The organism is Acidovorax sp. 100 (assembly GCF_003688355.1).
Lineage (GTDB): Bacteria > Pseudomonadota > Gammaproteobacteria > Burkholderiales > Burkholderiaceae_C > Acidovorax > Acidovorax delafieldii.
In genome coordinates this window covers 3,504,047-3,522,033 of sequence record NZ_REFD01000001.1, presented here as the reverse complement: position 1 = coordinate 3,522,033, position 17,987 = coordinate 3,504,047, and the positions used below count along the sequence as shown (strand labels likewise).

Genomic DNA, 17,987 nt, shown 5'->3' with positions numbered 1-17,987 from the left:
ATTTACGCACAATGGCAACCCTCTGTAAGGGCTAAATTGGCGAATGGTTGCGAACCCAAAAACCTTGGTATGCAAATTTTGCGAATAATTGTTGGGTCGCTCTCTGCCGCCACCGCGAAAGATCGAATGAAAAAAACCTTCATGGGCGTGCGCCTGCGCCGCCTGCGCGAAGAGCGCGGCATGACCCAGGTGGCGCTGGCCCGGGCGCTGGACCTGTCAGCCAGCTACCTCAACCAGCTGGAGCAGAACCAGCGCCCGCTCACGGTGCCCGTTCTGCTCAAGATCAACGCCGTGTTCGGTGTGGATGTGCAGCGGTTTTCTGACGACGACGAGGCGCGTCTGATTACCGGCCTTCGAGAGGTGCTGGCTGACCTGCCTGCGGGTGTGGGCGGGGAGGGCGCGGGCGATGCCGTGTCTCTGGCAGAGATCCGCGAGCTGGCCGCAGGCATGCCCGCTGTGGCGCGCACGCTGCTGGCGTTGCACCAGAGGCACCGTCAGGCGCTGGAGCGCCTGGCCGCCCTGGGCAATGACCGGGACGGCGAGGGCACCGTGGCCCACCATCCGCCCATGGCTTATGAAGAAGTGCGCGACTTCTTTTTTGCACGCCAGAACCACATTGCCGAGCTGGACGATGCTGCCGAACGCTGTGCCGCTGAATGGGGCCTACTGCCCGGCCGGGCCGATGAGGCGCTGGCCCAACGCCTGCTCGTGGCCCACGGGGTGCGCGTGGTGGATGTGGCCGACCTGCCTGGCCAGGCGCAGCGCGTGTTCCAGGCCGAGGCCGGGCTGCTGCAGCTGGCGGCGGGGTTGGAGCGAGGGCAGCGGGCGTTTCAGATGGCGACGCAGCTGGCGTTTCTGGAGCAGGGCGCCGAGCTGCAGCGCTTGGCCAACAGCGCCGGGTTGTCCAGCGACCAGGCCCGGGCGCTGGCGCGCATCGGTCTGGCCAACTACTTTGCGGGGGCGCTGGTGCTGCCCTACACGGCCTTTTTGCAGGCGGCCGAAGCGGCGCACTACGACATCGACCGGCTGGGCCAGCAGTTTGGTGTGGGCTTCGAGACCGTGTGCCATCGCTTGTCCACGCTGCAGCGGCCCAGTGCGCGCGGCGTGCCGTTCTTCTTCATCCGGGTAGACCGCGCGGGCAACATCAGCAAGCGGCAGTCGGCCACACACTTTCACTTCAGCAAGATCGGCGGCACCTGTCCACTGTGGAATGTGTACGAGGCCTTCGCACAGCCAGGCCGCATCGTGCCGCAGGTGGCACGCATGCCCGACGGCCGCGCCTACCTGTGGGTGGCGCGTGTGGTATCGCGCAGCGGCGGCGGCTGGGGCGTGCCCGGCAAGGAGTTCTCCGTAGCCCTGGGTTGTGACATTCGCCACGCGCCGCAGCTGGTGTATTCACGCGGGCTGGATCTGGCCAACCCCGAGGCCGCCGTCCCCATCGGCATGGGCTGCAAGGTATGTGAGCGCGATGCCTGTCCGCAACGCGCGTTTCCGCCCATCGGGCGGGCGTTGGATGTGAATGAAAACCACAGCCGTTTCGCGCCGTACCCCGTGGCGCCAGGGGCGGTTGTCGGGTAAACCCGTGGGCGTTCTGGTGGCGAAATATGCTCATCATTTCATAGCTTGTGAGGTAAGTCGCTGTGGCGCTAGAGGCACTTTTTTCTTAAATTTTTCGCCGTAACCAAATGTTGGCTCCACAGTGGCTGGATTGCCGCTATCCTGCGCAATTTGCATGGTGTCTGGTCGGCTCCCCGGCCAGCAAAGCAAAGGCACGTCTCTGACTTCTTCCACTTCTTCCCCGCTGGCTGCCCTGGCACCCCCAAGCCGCTATCGGCATTGGGTGGCGGGCATGGGTGTGGCCGTTTTGGGGTTGGTGGTGAGCCTGTGGCTGGCGCAACACCAGGCCGCGTCGATGGCGCAGATCGAAGAAGCGCGCTTCACCCAGGAGACGCGGGCGTTTACCGAGGCGCTGAGCCAGCGCATTGCCGGTCACACCGAGGTGGTCAACGGCCTGCGGGGCCTGTTCACGGCCAACCCCCGCTTGTCGCGCCTGGACTTTGAACGGGCCGCCAGCGAGATGGAGGTGGGCCAGCGCTACCCTGGTGTTCGCAACCTGTCTTTCACGCGCTGGGTGCCTGGGCGTGAGCGCGAGGCCTACGAGGCCAGGGTGAGGGCGGACACATCCTTGTCACCCGACGGTTTGCCCCAGTTCAAGATCCACCCACCCGGCGAGCGTGCCGAGTACTTTGTGGCCGAGTATCTCTGGCCCATGTTCGGCAATGAAGGGGTGCTGGGCCTGGATATCAGTGCCCAGCCCGCCAACCTTGCCGCCATGCGTTACAGCCGCGACAGCGGACAGACCGTGGTGTCTGCCCCGTTCGATCTGCTGCAGGAGACAACACATCGCGCAGGCATCGTCATCCGCGTGCCGGTGTTCGACCCCACCGCCGGCACGGCCGAGCAACGTTTTGTGGGCGCGGTGGCGTCCACCTTGCGGGTCTATGACCTGGTCCAGGGGCTGGGCAGCCAGGGGTTTCTGAACGGCATCGCTGTCGCCATGGCGGACCTGGGGCCAGTGCGCCCGGATTCGGGCGATGCCATGGTGCGCCCCCTGCTGGAGCAGACGGCCCCGGGCCTGCCCGGTGTGCGGCCCCTTGTGCGTGAGCTGGGAGTGCATGACCGGCGCTGGCAGCTGACCTTCTACCCGACCCGGTCGTTCCTGACGGCGTCGGAAACGCGCTTGCCGTGGCTGGCCGGGCTGGCGGCCGCGGTGGTGTCGTTGTTGCTGGCTTCCGTCGTGGCCCTGCTGGTGCGCCAGCGCACCCTGGCGCTGGTGCGCGCCCAGCTGTCCGACGATGCCCGTCGCGAGAGTGAGGAGCGGTTCCGTGCGCTCTTCAACCAGGCCACCGTGGGTGTCGCCCAGGTGGACTCGGCCACGGGCCAGTTTGTGCGCGTCAACCAGCGCTACGCCGACATCCTGGGGTACAGCCCGGAGGAAATGGTGGGCATGACCTTTCAGAGCCTCACCCACCCCGATGACCTGGCAGCGGACATGGCGCAAGTGAGGCGGCTGCAGAGCGGCGATGTGCCCGAGTACCGGCTGGAAAAACGCTACATCCACAAGGACGGGCACGAGGTCTGGGGCGACCTGACCGTGTCGTCGATGTGGGCGTCAGGCTCCGCGCCCGGCCACCACATTGCCGTGGTGCAGGACATCACTGCGCGCAAGCGCATGGAAGAAGACCTCCGGGCTAATGAACAACGCCTGCGCAGCATTCTGGAGCGCCTGCCCATGGGCCTGTGCCTGGTGCAGGACGATGGGCTCATCAGCTTTCGCAACCAGCGGTATGTCCAGATCTGCGGCTACACGCAGGAGGAGGTGCCCGACACTGACACCTGGTGGCAGCGCGCCTACCCCGACGCTGCGGAGCGCGACGCGATCCGCCAGAGGCTGCTCGACACCAGGCACCTGGGCGTGATCCCGCTGGCCGAGTACACGATCCGCTGCGCGGACGGCAAGTACAAGCCGGTGGAGATCTCCGGCATTTTTGTCGAGGGGGGGCGCCTGATCACCATGCAGGACCTGAGCGAGCGCAAAGCCGCCGAGGAAGAGATCAACCAGCTGGCTTACTACGACCCGCTCACCCGCCTGCCCAACCGCCGTCTGCTGATGGACCGGCTGCAGCAGGCGCTGGCCACCAGCGCGCGCCACCAGCGCAGTGGTGCACTGCTGATGCTGGACCTCGACAACTTCAAGACGGTGAACGAAACCCGGGGCCACGACCGGGGCGATGCCTTGCTGTTGCAGGTGGCGCACCGTTTGCGCGGCTGCGTGCATGAAGACGACACCGTGGCCCGACAGGGCGGCGACGAATTTGTGGTGGTGCTGGAAGACCTGGGCGACAGCCCCGAGGAGGCCGCAGCACGCGCCGAGGACGTTGGGCAGCGCATCCTGGGTGTGCTGCGCGAGCCTTACCAGATCGACGGTGCTGCGCACCACAGCTCGCTGAGCATGGGCGTCACCATCTACAGTGGCACGCGTGAGACCGTGGACGAGCTGCTCAAGCGTGCCGACCTGGCGCTGTACCAGGCCAAGAACGCGGGGCGGGACACCTTGCGCTTTTATGACCCCCAGATGCAGGCCGCGGTCAGCGCCCGCGCCACGCTGGAGCTGGACATGCGGGTGGGCCTGGCCCAGGGCCAATTCGAGCTGTATTACCAACCCCAGATCGACCACGGCCGCATTACCGGGGCCGAGGCGCTGCTGCGCTGGCGGCACCCGCGCGATGGATTCATCTCGCCCGCGCATTTCATCCCGCTGGCCGAAGAAACCGGCCTGATCCTGCCGCTCGGCGAGTGGGTGCTGCAGGCAGCCTGTCGGCGGCTGGCCGCATGGGCCCAGCAGCCCGACCTTGCCTTGCTGAGCCTGGCTGTGAACGTGAGCCCACGGCAGTTCCACCAAAGCGGTTTTGTTGCCCAGGTGCTCGCGGCGCTGGCGGGTGCGGGGGCCGACGGCCACCAGCTCAAGCTGGAGATGACCGAAGGCCTGCTGCTGCAAGACGTGGAAGACACCATCGACAAAATGGGCCAGCTCAAGGGCTACGGCGTGGGCTTTTCGCTGGACGACTTTGGCACGGGCTATTCGTCGCTGAGCTACCTCAAGCGCCTGCCGCTGGACCAGCTCAAGATCGACCAGAGCTTTGTGCGCGACGTGCTGACCGACCCCAACGACGCGGCCATTGCGCGCACGGTGGTGGCGCTGGGCACCAGCCTGGGGCTGCGCGTGATTGCGGAGGGCGTGGAGACCGAGGCGCAGCGCGAGTTTCTGGAGCGCCACCATTGCCACGCCTGGCAGGGCTACCTGCTCAGCCCCCCCGTGGCAGTGGCTGAGTTTGAGGCGCTGGTGCGCCGAACCAATGGCGCCCTGGACGGGCGCCTTGGATGACGCGGGGCGTGCGGCGTGCGGCGGGCGCAGGGTGGCGTGCGTTGCGCGGAGTGCAGGTGGCAAACCGCAGCGTGAAACCCTTTGCAACCGCAGTCTGGCTGCGCCACCTATGATGCAGGCGCTCCACCGCTGCCGCCTTCATGTTCTTCAAAAAGCCTTCGCCGCCCGCACCCTCGCCATTGACGCAGGGCTTTGACGCGCAGCGCGAACGCTCGGTGATTGCCGAGATGCTGCTCAAGCGCTCGGCCAAGCTGATCTTGGGGCGCAGCGAGCTGGAGATCATTCGCGGGGTGTGCCAGGCCATTGTGGATGTCTCCAGCCACATCCGCCTGGCCTGGACCTGGTTCGGTCCGACCGACACGCACACCATCCGCCCGCAGGTGTTTGCAGGCCCGGCGGCGGCCTATGCCGAATCGCTGAACATCGAACGCAACCTGCTCACCCGCATTGGCCCTGCCTTTACCACGCTGGACGGCAAGTCTGCGGGCCCTTTCACGGTGTCGCAGTTTTCGCCGTTTGGGCCCTGGCGCGACGCAGCCCGCCACCACGACATCCACCACGTGCTGGCCTTGCCCATCGCCTCCACCTTCAACGGCTACAGCGGCATCTTTGTGCTGTACGCCGACCGTGATGGCTACTTTGACGAAGTCGGCGTCAGCCTGTTTGCAGGGCTGGCCGAGCTGTTCGGCTCCCTCATGACCGTGGCCGCCGAACGCCAGGAGTTGCAGCGCGCCGCCTACCACGATGCGCTCACCGGGCTGCTCAACCGCCATGCGGTGGACCTGATCGACCGGCGCGTGTACCGCGCCTCGCTGTTTGAGCCCGTCTCGTCCATCCTGTTGATGGACCTGGACCGGTTCAAGAGCATCAATGACCGTTTTGGCCACGACGCGGGCGACAAGGCCCTGCAGGCGGTGGCCCGGGTGCTGACCGACACCTTGCGGCGTGGCGACGAGATCATTCGCTGGGGTGGCGAGGAGTTTCTGGTCTGCCTGCCGCAGACCGCGCTGCCCGACGCACTGAAGGTGGCCGAGAAACTGCGCCGCGCGGTGGAGAGCATCACCGATCCCGAGCAGCTCACCGTGTCGATTGGCGCGTGCGAAATCTCTGCACTGCAGCACCTGCCCCAGGCGGTGGCCCGCGCAGACGAAGCCCTGTTCCAGGCCAAGTCGGGTGGGCGTAACCAGGTGTGTGTGCTGCATTGACGTTGCCCGCTTTTGGCTATCAAATTTGATAGCAAACAAGCCATATCACACTAGCGCATCAGGCCGGTTTTGCCGATTTTTCACCTGCGCAGTGCCCCCAGGCGCCACCCACAGCCCTGGAGGCCGGGGGGCGGGCAGGCGGCGCGGTATCATTCCGGCCTTGCCCACACCCGGCCCTGCCGGTGTGTTTTACGCCGGGACTGCGCACCGGCGCCCTGGTTGACCCCCGCGTCCCTCCTGCATTTATCCGCCTTCTGATCCGTGCGTCTTACCTCGATCAAGCTCTCTGGCTTCAAGTCGTTCGCTGAACCCACCAACTTCATGCTGCCAGGGCAACTGGTGGGCGTGGTGGGCCCCAACGGCTGCGGCAAGTCCAACATCATGGACGCGGTGCGCTGGGTGCTGGGCGAGAGCAAGGCCAGCGAGCTGCGCGGCGAGAGCATGCAGGACGTGATCTTCAGCGGCACCACCACCCGCAAGCAGGCCAGCCGCGCGAGTGTGGAGCTGGTCTTCGATAACTCTGACCATCGCGCAGGCGGCCAGTGGGGCCAGTACGGCGAGGTGGCCGTGCGCCGCGTGCTCACGCGCGACGGCACCAGCAGCTACTTTCTGAACAACCAGCCCGTGCGCCGCCGCGACGTGCAGGACGTGTTTCTGGGCACCGGCCTGGGGCCCCGCGCCTACGCCATCATCGGCCAGGGCACCATCAGCCGCATCATCGAAAGCCGCCCTGAGGAACTGCGCCTGTTCCTCGAAGAGGCTGCGGGCGTCTCCAAATACAAGGAGCGCCGCCGCGAGACCGAAAACCGCTTGTCGGACACGCGCGAGAACCTCACGCGGGTCGAAGACATCCTGCGCGAGCTGAACGCCAACCTCGAAAAGCTCGAAAAGCAGGCCGAGGTGGCCGCCAAATACAACACGCTGCACGCCGATGCGACGCTCAAGCAGCACCAGCTGTGGTTCCTGAAGCGGGCTGAGGCCGAGGAGCAGCAGAACAAGGTGCGCCTCGATGGCCTGCAGGCCGTGAACGACCTTGAATCGCGCATGGCCGACCTGCGCGCGGTCGAGTCGGACCTCGAAACCATCCGCCAGGCCCACTACGCCGCGGGCGACCAAGTCAACCAGGCCCAAGGCAAGCTCTACGAAGCCACAGCCGAGGTCGGCAAGCTCGAAGCGGAGATCCGCTACGTGGTCGAGGGCCGCCAGCGCGTGGAGCAGCGCCTGGTGCAGCTGGCAGAGCAGATCGCGCAGTGGCAGACCCGCAAGGAAGAGGCCGACATCGAGCTGGAAAACCTGGCCGGTGCGGGTGTGGACGCCGAAGAACGCGCCGAGCTGCTGGCCGCCCAGGTCGAAGAGCAGGCCATGCAGATGCCCGACCTGGAAGAGGCCCTGCGTCAGGCGCAAAGCCGCACGGCCGAGCAACGGACTGCTGTGGTACAGGTGCAGCAGCAGATTGGCGTGCTCGCTGCCGAGCAGCGCAGCTTTGACGAGCAAAGCCGTCAGCTCGATGCCCGCTTCGAGCGCCTGCGCACCGACCGCAATGCGCTGGCCGCGCCCGACGAGGCCCGCCTGACCAACCTGCGCGAGCAGCTCGAAGAAGCGCAAGAGATCGCCGAAACCACCGCAGCCCGCCTGCACGAGCTGCAGGAGTCAGTGCCCCAGCTGGACGACGACCGCCGCGCCCGCCAGCAGGCCGTGAACAGCGAGAGCGCACGCCAGGCTGAGCTGTCGGCCCGCATGGAGGCCCTCAAGGCGCTGCAGGAAAAGGTCAAGACCGACGGCAAGCTGCGCCCCTGGCTCGCCAAGCACGGCCTCGATGGCTTGCAGGGCCTGTGGAGCCGCATCCACATCGAACCCGGCTGGGAAAACGCGCTCGAAGCGGCCCTGCGCGAGCGCCTGGCCGCCTTGGAAGTAGGGCGCCTGGACATGGTGCGCGGCTTCCTGGGCTCGGGCGGCAACGACGCGCCGCCCGCGCGACTGGCCTTCTACAGCGCCCCCGCTGCGGGCCACCCCGAAACATCGTCGCCCCATGCTCGCCTGTCGGACCTGCTGCGCCTGAACGACGCGGGCCTGCGTGCCGTGTTGGTGGACTGGCTGCAGGGCTGCTACACCGCGCCCACGCTGGACGAAGCCCTGAGCCGCCGCAGCACGCTGCAGCCCGGTGAAGTGGTGTTTGTGCCCATGGGCCATGCCGTCAGCGCCCACAGCGTGAGCTTTTATGCGCAGGACTCCGAGCAGTCCGGCATGCTGGCCCGCGCGCAGGAGATCGAGCACCTCGAAAAGGAATTGCGCGCGCAGGCACTGATCGCCGAAGAATCACGCACCGCTTTGGTCCGTGCGGAAGCGGCCTATGCCGATGCCTCGCAGCGCCTCGTGGCCGCACGCCGCGAAGCGACCGAAACACAAAGCCGCGCCCACGAGCTGCAGGTCGAAACCCTGCGCCTGACCCAGCTGGCCGAGCAGACCCGCGCCCGCAGCGCACAGATCGACGGCGACCTGGCCGAGGTCGAAGCCCAGCTGGCCGACCTGCAGGAACGCCGCGTGGCCGCCGAGGCGCGTTTTGAAGAACTGGACATGCAGCTGGCCGACAGCCAGGAGCGCGAGGCCCAGCTGGGCGACAAGGTCATCGAGGCCGAACGCAAGCTCACCGCCTGCCGCGAACAGCAGCGCACGCTGGAGCGCCAGGCGCAGGAGGCCACGTTCTCGCAGCGCAGCCTGGAGGCGCGCCGGGGCGAACTCAACCGCTCTATCGAAACCGCCACACAACAGGCCAAGGCCCTGGCCGACGAAGAGCAGCGTGCGCGCGATGAACTCGCCCGTCTCTCTGACGCCGCCGCCCAAGGCGGCCTGCAGGCCGCGCTGGAAGTGAAGATGGAGCGCGAAAAGGTACTGGCCGCCCAGCGCAGCGAATACGACGATCTGACCACCAAGCTGCGCGCCAGCGACGAGCGCCGCATGCAGCTGGAGCGCGCGCTGGACCCGCTGCGCCAGCGCATCACCGAGTTCCAGCTCAAGGAACAGGCCGCGCGCCTGGGCCTGGAGCAGTACACCACCTTGCTGCAAGACGCCCAGGCCGATCTGGAAGCCGTGGCCCAGTCAATCACCGAGGGCAATGTGCGCATGGGCGGCCTGCAGAGCGAAATCGACCGCTTGCACCGCGAGATCGCGGCACTGGGCGCCGTCAACCTGGCCGCGCTGGATGAATTGAAGCTGGCCAGCGAGCGCAAGGTGTTCCTCGATGCGCAGACCGCCGACCTGACCGAGGCCATGAACACGCTGGAAGACGCGATCCGCAAGATCGATGGCGAAACGCGCCAGCTGCTCTCGGGCACGTTCGACACCGTGAACGCGCACTTTGGCCGCATGTTCCCCGAGCTGTTCGGGGGCGGCCAGGCCAAGCTCATCATCACCGGTGACGAAATTCTCGATTCCGGCGTGCAGGTGATGGCCCAGCCACCCGGCAAGAAGAACCAGACCATTCACCTGCTGTCGGGGGGCGAAAAGGCCCTCACGGCCATCGCGCTGGTGTTTGCCATCTTCCAGCTCAACCCAGCTCCGTTCTGCCTGCTGGACGAGGTGGACGCGCCGCTGGACGACGCCAACACCGAGCGCTATGCCAAGCTGGTGTCCAGCATGAGCAAGGGCACACAGTTTTTGTTCATCAGCCACAACAAGATCGCGATGGAAATGGCCGAGCAACTGATCGGCGTGACCATGCAGGAGCAGGGCGTGTCGCGCATCGTGGCCGTCGACATGGAGTCGGCCCTCTCGATGGTGGACGCTTGAACCCATTGATTCAAACATGAGCACATTGCAACTGAGTCTCGCCATCATCGGTGGCCTGGTGCTGGCCCTGATCGTGGCCTACAACACCTGGACCTCGCGCCGCAACGCGCCCAAGCGCGCTCTGCCCACGGAGCACGACCCAGCGGCAGAGCCCGCGCAGCGCCTGGAGCCGGGTTTTGATGCCGCTGCGGCGGGGGCAATGCCGCCCAGCGAGTTCCATGGCCTGGACCGGGGGCCGGAGCCGTCTGAACACACCGTGGATGCGGGCGACGCCCTGCAACTGCCCGTGCCACCGTTTTCGTCCGAGCGCCGCCCCGGGCTGGACCCGCTCATCGACGTGATCGCCTCGCTGCAGCCCGAGCATGTGGTGTCGGGCGATGCGGCGCTGGCCGCGCTGCCGCCCACCCGCCGCGCAGGCAGCAAGCCCTTTGCCATCGAAGGCCTGAACGAAGCCACCCAGCAGTGGGAGACCCCGGCCCCTGGCCAGCGCTACCAGTCTTTCCAGGCCGGCGTGCAACTGGCCAACCGCATGGGCGCACTCAACGAGATCGAGTTCTCCGAGTTCGTGGTCAAGGCGCAGGCCTTTGCCGACACCATCAACGCCGCCCCCGACTTCCCCGACATGCTGCAGGAAGTGGCCCGCGCCCGCGAACTGGACCAGTTCGCCAGCGACCACGATGCCCAGCTCATGTTTATGCTGCGCGCCCGCCAGGCCGCCTGGAGCCCTGGCTACGTGCAGCAGAACGCGGCCCGCCTGGGCTTCGTGCCCGGCGCCATGCCCGGCCGTCTGGTGCTGCCCGCCAGCACTCAGGGCCTGCCGCCCTTGCTCACCCTGGGGTACGACACCCAGGCCGCGCTGGCCGAAGACCCGGACCAGTCCGCGATTCGCGACATCACCCTGAGCCTGGATGTTGCCCAGGTGCACCGCACCGAGCAGCCCTTTGCCCGCCTGCGCGACGTGGCCGCCGCCCTGTGCCAGGCCATGGATGGCGTGCTGTGCGACCAGAACGGCACGCCGCTGCCCGCCATGGCCATGGACCCGATCGCTGCGGACCTGGAGCTGCTGTATGACCAGCTCGATGGACGCGATCTGTCGGCGGGGTCCGTGCTGGCGCGGCGGCTGTTCAGCTGAACGCTGGTGCGGCCATGACCGAGAATTTGGATCTTTTTTCGGCCCCAGTGCCCGTGGATCAAGCGCAGCCAGCTATCAAAATCAAAGCACTGCGCGACCAACTCAACCAGTGGGCGCACCAGTACTACGTGCTGGACGAGCCCACCGTGCCCGACGCCGAATACGACCGCGTGTTCCGCGAGCTGCAGGCGCTGGAAGCCGCGCACCCTGACCTGGTCACCCCCGACTCGCCCACGCAGCGCGTGATTGGCGCGGTGATGGAGGGCCTGGCCCCCGTGCGCCATACGGTGCCCATGCTCAGCATTCACACCGAAACCGACACCGAAGCGACGGGCGCCCAGGCGTTTGATGCCCGCGTGCGGCGCGAGCTGGGTCTGACGGATGCTGACCCTGCCATCGAATACGTGGCCGAGCCCAAGTTTGACGGCCTGGCCATGAGCCTGCGCTATGAAAACGGCCGCCTGGTGCAGGCCGCCACGCGCGGTGATGGCGAGGTGGGCGAGGACGTGACGCACAACATCCGCACCATCCGCCAGATTCCGCTGACCCTGCCCGACGGTGTGCCTTCTTTGCTCGAAGTGCGCGGCGAGGTCTACATGCGCCGCGCCGACTTCGACGCGCTGAACGAGCGCCAGCGGGAGCAGGGCGGCAAGACCTTTGTGAACCCACGCAATGCGGCTGCGGGTGCGGTGCGCCAGCTGGACTCCAACATCACCGCCCAGCGGCCCCTGAGCTTTTTTGCCTATGGCCTGGGCGCCATCACGCCGCCTGCCGAGGGTGGGCCCGTGTTCCGCACGCATTTCGAGATGCTGCAGACGCTGAAATCCTGGGGTTTCCCGGTGGCAGCGCAGGTAGAAATTGCGGTGGGTGCTACTGAATTGGTAGCATTTCACCAGCAGGTGGGTGCCAGCCGCGATGCGCTGCCGTACGACATTGACGGTGTCGTCTACAAGGTCAACTCGCTGCAGCTGCAGCGCGACCTGGGCTTCAAGACCCGCGAGCCGCGCTGGGCCGTGGCGCACAAATATCCCGCGCAGGAGATGGCCACCAAGATCGAAGGCATTGACGTCCAGGTGGGCCGCACCGGCAAGATCACGCCGGTCGCACGCCTGGCGCCTGTGTTTGTGGGCGGCGTCACCGTCACCAACGCCACGCTGCACAACCTGTTCGAGATCCGCAAGAAGGGCGTGCGCGTGGGCGACACCGTCATCGTGCGCCGTGCGGGCGATGTGATCCCCGAAGTGGTAGGCGTGATGCCGGGCAACCGCACGGGCTATGTGCCCAATTTTCAGATGCCCAAGGCCTGCCCCGTGTGTGGCAGTGCCGTGGTGCGCGAAAAGGGCGAGGCCAACCACCGCTGCACAGGCGGCCTGTTCTGCGCCGCGCAGCGCAAGGAGGCCATCCTGCACTTTGCGGCGCGCCGCGCCATGGACATCGAAGGCCTGGGCGACAAGCTGGTGGACCAGCTGGTGGATGCCAACGTGATCCGCACGCTGCCCGACCTGTACCGGCTGGGCCTGACCTCACTGATTGCGCTGGAGCGCATGGCCGAGAAATCGGCCCAGAACGTGCTGGCTGCGCTCGAAAAATCCAAGCAGACCACCTTGCCACGCTTTTTGTTCGGCCTGGGACTGCGCCATGTGGGCGAGGCCACGGCCAAGGACCTGGCACGCCACTTCGGCACGCTGGACGCCATCATGGACGCCAGCGTGGAGCAGTTGCTAGAGGTGAACGACGTGGGCCCCGTGGTGGCGCAGAGCCTGCACACTTTCTTCCAGCAACCGCACAACCGCGAGGTGGTGGAGCAACTGCGCGCCTGCGGCGTGACCTGGACCGAGGGGCCGGTGGCCGAGCGCGCTCCGCAGATCCTGGCGGGCAAGACGGTGGTGCTGACCGGTACCTTGCCAACGCTGAGCCGCGACGCCGCCAAAGACCTGCTGGAGGCCGCTGGTGCCAAGGTGGCAGGCTCCGTCAGCAAAAAGACCAGCTATGTGGTGGCGGGCGAAGAAGCCGGCAGCAAGCTGGCCAAGGCCCAGGAACTGGGTGTGCCCGTGCTCGACGAAGCCGGCATGCTGGAACTGTTGTCAGGCCAGGGTGTCTGACGGAGCACGGTGCACCATGCCCGACTCTCTTTTCGCGTTCTCATTCCCCTTTCTCCTTCCTGACCGGCCCCTGGTGGGGCGGTCCTGAAGCGACCCCCAATCTCCCGGCGATTCATTGATGCACAACTGGCTGCTTTCTTTCCGGGCCCGCATGGCGGGCCTGTTGGCCTGGGTTCCCCGGCCCGTGCGGCGCCTGCTGCTGTGGACGGTGGTGGCGGTGCCCGCTGCGCTGCTGGTGTTCACGCTGGCGCTGGTGCCTTTTACTCCCGGCATCAGCGACATCCGCAAGGCCAAGAGCGAGCTGCCGGCGCAGCTCATGTCGGCCGACGGCAAGCTGCTGGCCGAATACCGCTGGGCCAACCGCGAATGGGTGGAGCTGAACCAGATTTCGCCCAACGTGGTGGACGCGCTGATAGCGACCGAGGACCACCGTTTCTACAAGCACTTCGGGCTGGACTGGCGGCGCACGGCGTCGTCGGTGGTGCTGACGCTGCGTGGGGACCCGCAGGGCGGCTCCACCATCACCCAGCAGCTGGCGCGCAACCTGTTTCCGGAGGAAATCGGGCGCTCGCGCACGCTCACGCGCAAGCTCAAGGAGGCGATCACCGCGCTCAAGATCGAGGCGTCGTATTCCAAGGACGAAATCCTGGAGACCTACCTCAACACCGTGCCGTTTCTGTACAACGCCTACGGCATCGAGATGGCCGCGCGCACCTATTTCGACAAGTCGGCCGACAAGCTCAATGTGCTGGAAAGCGCCACGCTGATTGGCATGCTCAAGGGCACGGCCTACTACAACCCGGTGCTCAACCCCGAGCGCGCGCAAGCCCGCCGCAACACGGTGCTGTCGCAGATGGTCAAGCGGGGCAAGCTCGATGCCAAGCAGTTCGAGACCCTGCAAAAACGCCCGCTGCGCATCAACTTCGAACGCCAGACGGAGGTGATGGGCCCGGCGCCGCACTTTGCGATCCAGCTGCGCAAGCAGCTCATCGACTGGGCCGACAGCAAGGGCTACAGCCTGTATTCGGACGGTCTGGTGATTCGCACCACCATCGATTCGCGCCTGCAGGCCTATGCCAATCAGGCGGTGGCACGGCAGGGCCGGCAATTGCAAGGCGTGGCAGACACCGCCTGGTCGCAGCGCAACGGCTGGGGCCCCAAGAACGAGCTGGTGCAGACCCTGGTGCGCGAGAGCGCCGAATATCGCGCAGCCGTGGACAAAGGAGACACCCCTGACGAAGCCCTGAAGGCGCTGATGGATGACGCCTCCTTCATGGCCAAGCTGCGCGCCGAAAAGACGCGTGTGCAGGCGGGCTTTCTGGCGCAAGACCCGGTCACCGGCCATGTGCTGGCCTGGGTGGGCAGCCGCGACTTTGCGCAAGACCCGTTTGACCATGTGCAGGCTGCGCGCCGCCAGCCGGGCTCGACCTTCAAGCCGTTTGTGTATGGCGCTGCGTTTGCCAACGGCGCCACGCCCGAAGACACGTTGGTGGATACTGCCGTCGAAATCCCGCTGGGCGGTGGCCGCGTCTGGCGCCCCACCGATGGCGGCCCGCCCAGCGACCAGCCCATGACGCTGGCCGATGGCCTCGCGCTGTCCAAGAACACCATCACCGCGCAGGTGATGCAGCAGGTGGGCCCGGCCCGTGTGGCCGAAGTGGCACGCGCCCTGGGCGTGCGGCAGTCCAAGCTGGAGGAGGTTCCGTCCCTCGCGCTGGGCACCAGCCCGGTCACGCTCAAGGAGATGATCTCGGCCTACAGCAGCATCGTGAACCTGGGCCGCTATGTGGAGCCCGTGCTCATCACCAGCATCGAAGACCGCCACGGCAAGGTGCTGGAGACCTTTGCCAAGCCTGTGCCGGAAGAGGTCTTCCAGCCCCGGGCTGCCCAGACCCTGCGCAACACCATGCGCGGTGCCGTGGACCGGGGCACTGCCACGGCCATCCGCACGCGGTATGGCATCCAGGCCGACGTGGCGGGCAAGACCGGCACCACGCAAGACAACACCGATGGCTGGTTCATCCTGATGCACACCCGCGTGGTGGCAGGCGCATGGGCCGGCTTCAACGACGGGCGCATCACGCTGCGCAGCGACTACTGGGGGCAGGGCGCGCGCAGTGCGTTGCCCATGGTGGGCGAGTTCATGCAGCAGGCCATCCGCAACAAGGTGATTGATGGCCAGGAGCGGTTCTTCGATGAATTCGATACCAGCCCGCCGCCACCGGCAGACAGCTCGCTCGGTGCCATGCGCGAGTGGATACGCGGGCTGTTCGGCCGCGACACGGCGCAGCCAGCGCCAGCGGCCCCTGCGCCAGCCTGGCCCCTTGGCCCTGCGGTGCCCCGGCCGCCTGGAGGCCAAGGCCAGCCTCCCGTCACGACCGATCCGGGCTACCCGCCCGTGCCCGCCGAGGAACGTGTGGGCGGCTGAAGGCATCGGCCGGACAGGCGAGCGCGCGATTTCGCTCGGACCGGCCACTTTTTTGCTGGCGCCGGCCCAAGACCGCCGCTAGGATGCGCGGCGGTGAATTTGTTCCATGTGCCGTCCCTGGGGGGCTTTTCCGGGCTCCGCGTACCGGCCATGTCCACTCCATTCATCCGCTCATCGCGGCGCGCGTGCCACTGGCCCTGCTGCCTTTGGCCAGGGGCCCATGGCCGCAGCGCTCCGTCCACCGTGTTGCCATGATCCATAGAAAATGACCCCACCACGCTTTCGTTTCTCGCTGTTGGCATATGCCCTTGCTTCTGGTTTTGCGCTGACTCCCTGCGTGGGCCAAGCCGCAGACATCCAGGTGACCCCCCCGCCCGGTGGCGGTTTGGTGGTGATGGATTCGGCAACCCACACCGTGCGCTTTCGCGTGGACGATGCGGGCGGGGTCCGGATGCCTGGACTGGCTGGCGCGCCCGCGCAAGCAAATCTGCTGTGCTTTGCAAGTTCCAGTGGCGCGGTGGGAGGCTGTACGGCAGGTGTTGCCACGGGACCGACCGGACCGATGGGCTCGGCGGGGCCTGCGGGGGCGACGGGGGCCGCGGGCCTTGCAGGCTCTGCCGGTCCTGCGGGTGCGACCGGCCCCACGGGTCCGATGGGCCCCAGCGGGCTGCAGGGGCCTACGGGAGTCCAGGGCCCCGCCGGAGCACCAGGGCCCGCTGGCTCCGTCGCTGCCTATGGTGATGGCTCTGCCGGGGCCTATACCGTGTCCAGCGCCTCGACCATCGATCTGTCCACGACAGCAGGGTTCAACACCCTCAGCGGTCGACACCACATGCAGTTTTCCTCGATCGACATCGCAGGCGTCCTGGTGCTCCCCAGCGGGACCGTGCTGCGCGCCACCGGCGATGTGACCATTTCCGGCACCATCACCGTCCTTGCGGGAACGCAAGGCGCCAGCAATGTCACGCCACACCCCGGCATTGCGCTGTCGGCAGCCGGAACTCCCCAAGGCGGGATCGGTTTGCCAGCGCTTTCTGCCGCGCAGCTCACGAAGCCGCCCGCAGCGGCGGGCGGGGCGGGCAGCCGAGCGAGCCCGCACGACACGGGTAGCAACGGGGGGGGATCGCTTGTGATCCTTGCTGGGGGGGCAGTGACCGTCACGGGCACAGGGGCGATTCTTGCCAATGGCGGCAATGGGCAAAGCGCCATGTCTGCGGTGGTAGACACCGCCGGGTCTGGCGGCGGGGGTGGGGGTGTGATCGTCGTCTCGGCCCAGGGCGGTATCACGGTGGCTGGCGCATTGCGCGCCAATGGCGGTCAGGGCGGAAACGGTGTCAACGGCAACGGCGCGAATACAACGGGCGCGGGTGCCGGAGGCGGCGGTGGGGGGGGCATCATCCACCTGGTGGCTCCCACCACGCCCGTCGTCACCGGAACGTTGCAGGTCAATGGCGGTGCCATGGGCTTCGACGATTTCGCGGGGAGTTCGTCCTTTGCAGGAGGTGGGGGCGGTGCCAGCGGCGGCCACGGTGGCAGCGCGGGCGTGGTGAATGCGTCGGTGAACCAGTCAGCGCAGGCCGGCTTGAGCGGTCACACCATCCTCACCACTGTGCCGGTGCCCGGGAATCTGTTTCACTATTGACGGATGGTCGATGGCTGCATGGCCTCTGGCGAGCGCATCGACCTTGTCCCCATCTTCACGGTGGTCACTGCCAACGGGCCCCAATGGCCCGGTGCGCCCGAGACACGGCCATATGGCCGCGACGGTCCGGGCCTTCATCGACTTCCGGCGCTCGCTCCGAGTTTCATTCGATATCGATGCAGTGCAGCCCAAAGCGGCCAACCCTGCGGTCGGCAAAGTAGCACTCCAGTGTTTCTTTCACGGTGCGGAAGGCCAGCTCGTCCCAGGGCACCTCGTCTTCGGCAAACAGCCGCGCCTCGATGGTTTCGTAGCCCGGGTTGAACTGGTCGCTGAGTAGCGTGGCGCGGTAGAACAGGTGCACCTGGCCCACGCGGCGCACGTTCAGCAGGCTGAACAGGGGGCCAATCTCGATCTGCGCACCGGCTTCCTCATCGGTCTCGCGCGCCGCACCCTGTGCCGTGGTTTCGTCCAGCTCCATGAAGCCTGCGGGCAGCGTCCATTTGCCCCAGCGGGGTTCGATGTTGCGTTTGCACAGCAGAATGCGGCCATCGGGCAGCGCGGGCACCGTGCCCACCACATTGAGCGGGTTCTCGTAGTGCACCGTGTTGCAGGCGGGGCAGACCGCACGCTGTTTGGTGTCGCCGTCGTCCGGCAGGCGGTACACCACGGCGGTGCCACAGGCGCGGCAATGTTTGATGGGGCTGCGGTAGGTCATGCAGGGGTTTGAGGGTCAGAGTGGCTGGTAGC

General features: G+C 66.8%; 10 protein-coding genes. 8 read left to right on the top strand and 2 right to left on the bottom strand.

What is annotated here, in order from left to right; translation table 11 throughout:
* Nucleotides 1-126: 126 nt before the first annotated feature.
* Nucleotides 127-1,578 carry a short-chain fatty acyl-CoA regulator family protein gene (locus C8C96_RS16275; protein ID WP_121942971.1) on the top strand — a complete coding sequence of 484 codons (1,452 nt, stop codon included), beginning with the start codon at nucleotides 127-129 and terminating at the stop codon, nucleotides 1,576-1,578.
* 33 nt (nucleotides 1,579-1,611) lie between these two features.
* Here C8C96_RS16275 and C8C96_RS25300 read toward each other — a convergent pair whose 3' ends face one another.
* The gene (locus tag C8C96_RS25300) at nucleotides 1,612-1,734 is read right to left on the bottom strand and encodes a hypothetical protein (protein ID WP_255424908.1); all 123 of its coding nucleotides are present in this window, start codon (nucleotides 1,732-1,734) and stop codon (nucleotides 1,612-1,614) included.
* Between the two features lie 115 nt (nucleotides 1,735-1,849).
* Between C8C96_RS25300 and C8C96_RS16270 the strand changes: the two genes are divergently transcribed.
* From C8C96_RS16270 to C8C96_RS25180, 7 genes are all read left to right on the top strand, one after another.
* The gene (locus C8C96_RS16270; RefSeq protein WP_121942970.1) at nucleotides 1,850-4,945 is read left to right on the top strand and encodes an EAL domain-containing protein; all 3,096 of its coding nucleotides are present in this window, start codon (nucleotides 1,850-1,852) and stop codon (nucleotides 4,943-4,945) included.
* A 140-nt stretch (nucleotides 4,946-5,085) separates the two neighbouring features.
* The gene (locus tag C8C96_RS16265) at nucleotides 5,086-6,150 is read left to right on the top strand and encodes a diguanylate cyclase (protein ID WP_108499451.1); all 1,065 of its coding nucleotides are present in this window, start codon (nucleotides 5,086-5,088) and stop codon (nucleotides 6,148-6,150) included.
* A gap of 261 nt (nucleotides 6,151-6,411) precedes the next feature.
* Nucleotides 6,412-9,936 carry a chromosome segregation protein SMC gene (gene smc, locus C8C96_RS16260; protein ID WP_121942969.1) on the top strand — a complete coding sequence of 1,175 codons (3,525 nt, stop codon included), beginning with the start codon at nucleotides 6,412-6,414 and terminating at the stop codon, nucleotides 9,934-9,936.
* Nucleotides 9,937-9,952: 16 nt separating this feature from the next.
* A complete protein-coding gene (locus tag C8C96_RS16255) occupies nucleotides 9,953-11,068 on the top strand; it encodes a cell division protein FtsZ (protein WP_121942968.1) in 1,116 nt (371 codons plus the stop codon).
* A 14-nt stretch (nucleotides 11,069-11,082) separates the two neighbouring features.
* Nucleotides 11,083-13,170: an NAD-dependent DNA ligase LigA gene (gene ligA, locus C8C96_RS16250; protein ID WP_121942967.1), complete on the top strand. Its 2,088-nt coding sequence runs from the start codon at nucleotides 11,083-11,085 to the stop codon at nucleotides 13,168-13,170.
* 118 nt (nucleotides 13,171-13,288) lie between these two features.
* Nucleotides 13,289-15,598 (top strand): penicillin-binding protein 1A, encoded by a 2,310-nt coding sequence (locus tag C8C96_RS16245; RefSeq protein ID WP_121942966.1) that lies wholly within the window; start codon nucleotides 13,289-13,291, stop codon nucleotides 15,596-15,598.
* Nucleotides 15,599-16,430: 832 nt separating this feature from the next.
* Entirely contained in the window at nucleotides 16,431-17,240 is an 810-nt protein-coding gene (locus tag C8C96_RS25180; protein WP_056744965.1) for a hypothetical protein, read from the top strand.
* A gap of 163 nt (nucleotides 17,241-17,403) precedes the next feature.
* Here C8C96_RS25180 and C8C96_RS16230 read toward each other — a convergent pair whose 3' ends face one another.
* Nucleotides 17,404-17,955: an NUDIX hydrolase gene (locus tag C8C96_RS16230; protein WP_056744963.1), complete on the bottom strand. Its 552-nt coding sequence runs from the start codon at nucleotides 17,953-17,955 to the stop codon at nucleotides 17,404-17,406.
* Nucleotides 17,956-17,987 lie beyond the last annotated feature (32 nt).

Excerpts from the sequence above, each read along its gene's own strand:
- C8C96_RS25300 (WP_255424908.1), bottom strand. The coding sequence starts at position 1,734 with ATGCAAATTGCGCAGGATAGCGGCAATCCAGCCACTGTGGAGCCAACA.
- C8C96_RS16245 (WP_121942966.1), top strand. The coding sequence starts at position 13,289 with ATGCACAACTGGCTGCTTTCTTTCCGGGCCCGCATGGCGGGCCTGTTG.
- C8C96_RS16255 (WP_121942968.1), top strand. The coding sequence starts at position 9,953 with ATGAGCACATTGCAACTGAGTCTCGCCATCATCGGTGGCCTGGTGCTG.
- C8C96_RS16275 (WP_121942971.1), top strand. The coding sequence starts at position 127 with ATGAAAAAAACCTTCATGGGCGTGCGCCTGCGCCGCCTGCGCGAAGAG.
- C8C96_RS16270 (WP_121942970.1), top strand. The coding sequence starts at position 1,850 with ATGGGTGTGGCCGTTTTGGGGTTGGTGGTGAGCCTGTGGCTGGCGCAA.
- ligA (WP_121942967.1), top strand. The coding sequence starts at position 11,083 with ATGACCGAGAATTTGGATCTTTTTTCGGCCCCAGTGCCCGTGGATCAA.
- C8C96_RS16230 (WP_056744963.1), bottom strand. The coding sequence starts at position 17,955 with ATGACCTACCGCAGCCCCATCAAACATTGCCGCGCCTGTGGCACCGCC.
- C8C96_RS16265 (WP_108499451.1), top strand. The coding sequence starts at position 5,086 with ATGTTCTTCAAAAAGCCTTCGCCGCCCGCACCCTCGCCATTGACGCAG.
- C8C96_RS25180 (WP_056744965.1), top strand. The coding sequence starts at position 16,431 with ATGCAGTTTTCCTCGATCGACATCGCAGGCGTCCTGGTGCTCCCCAGC.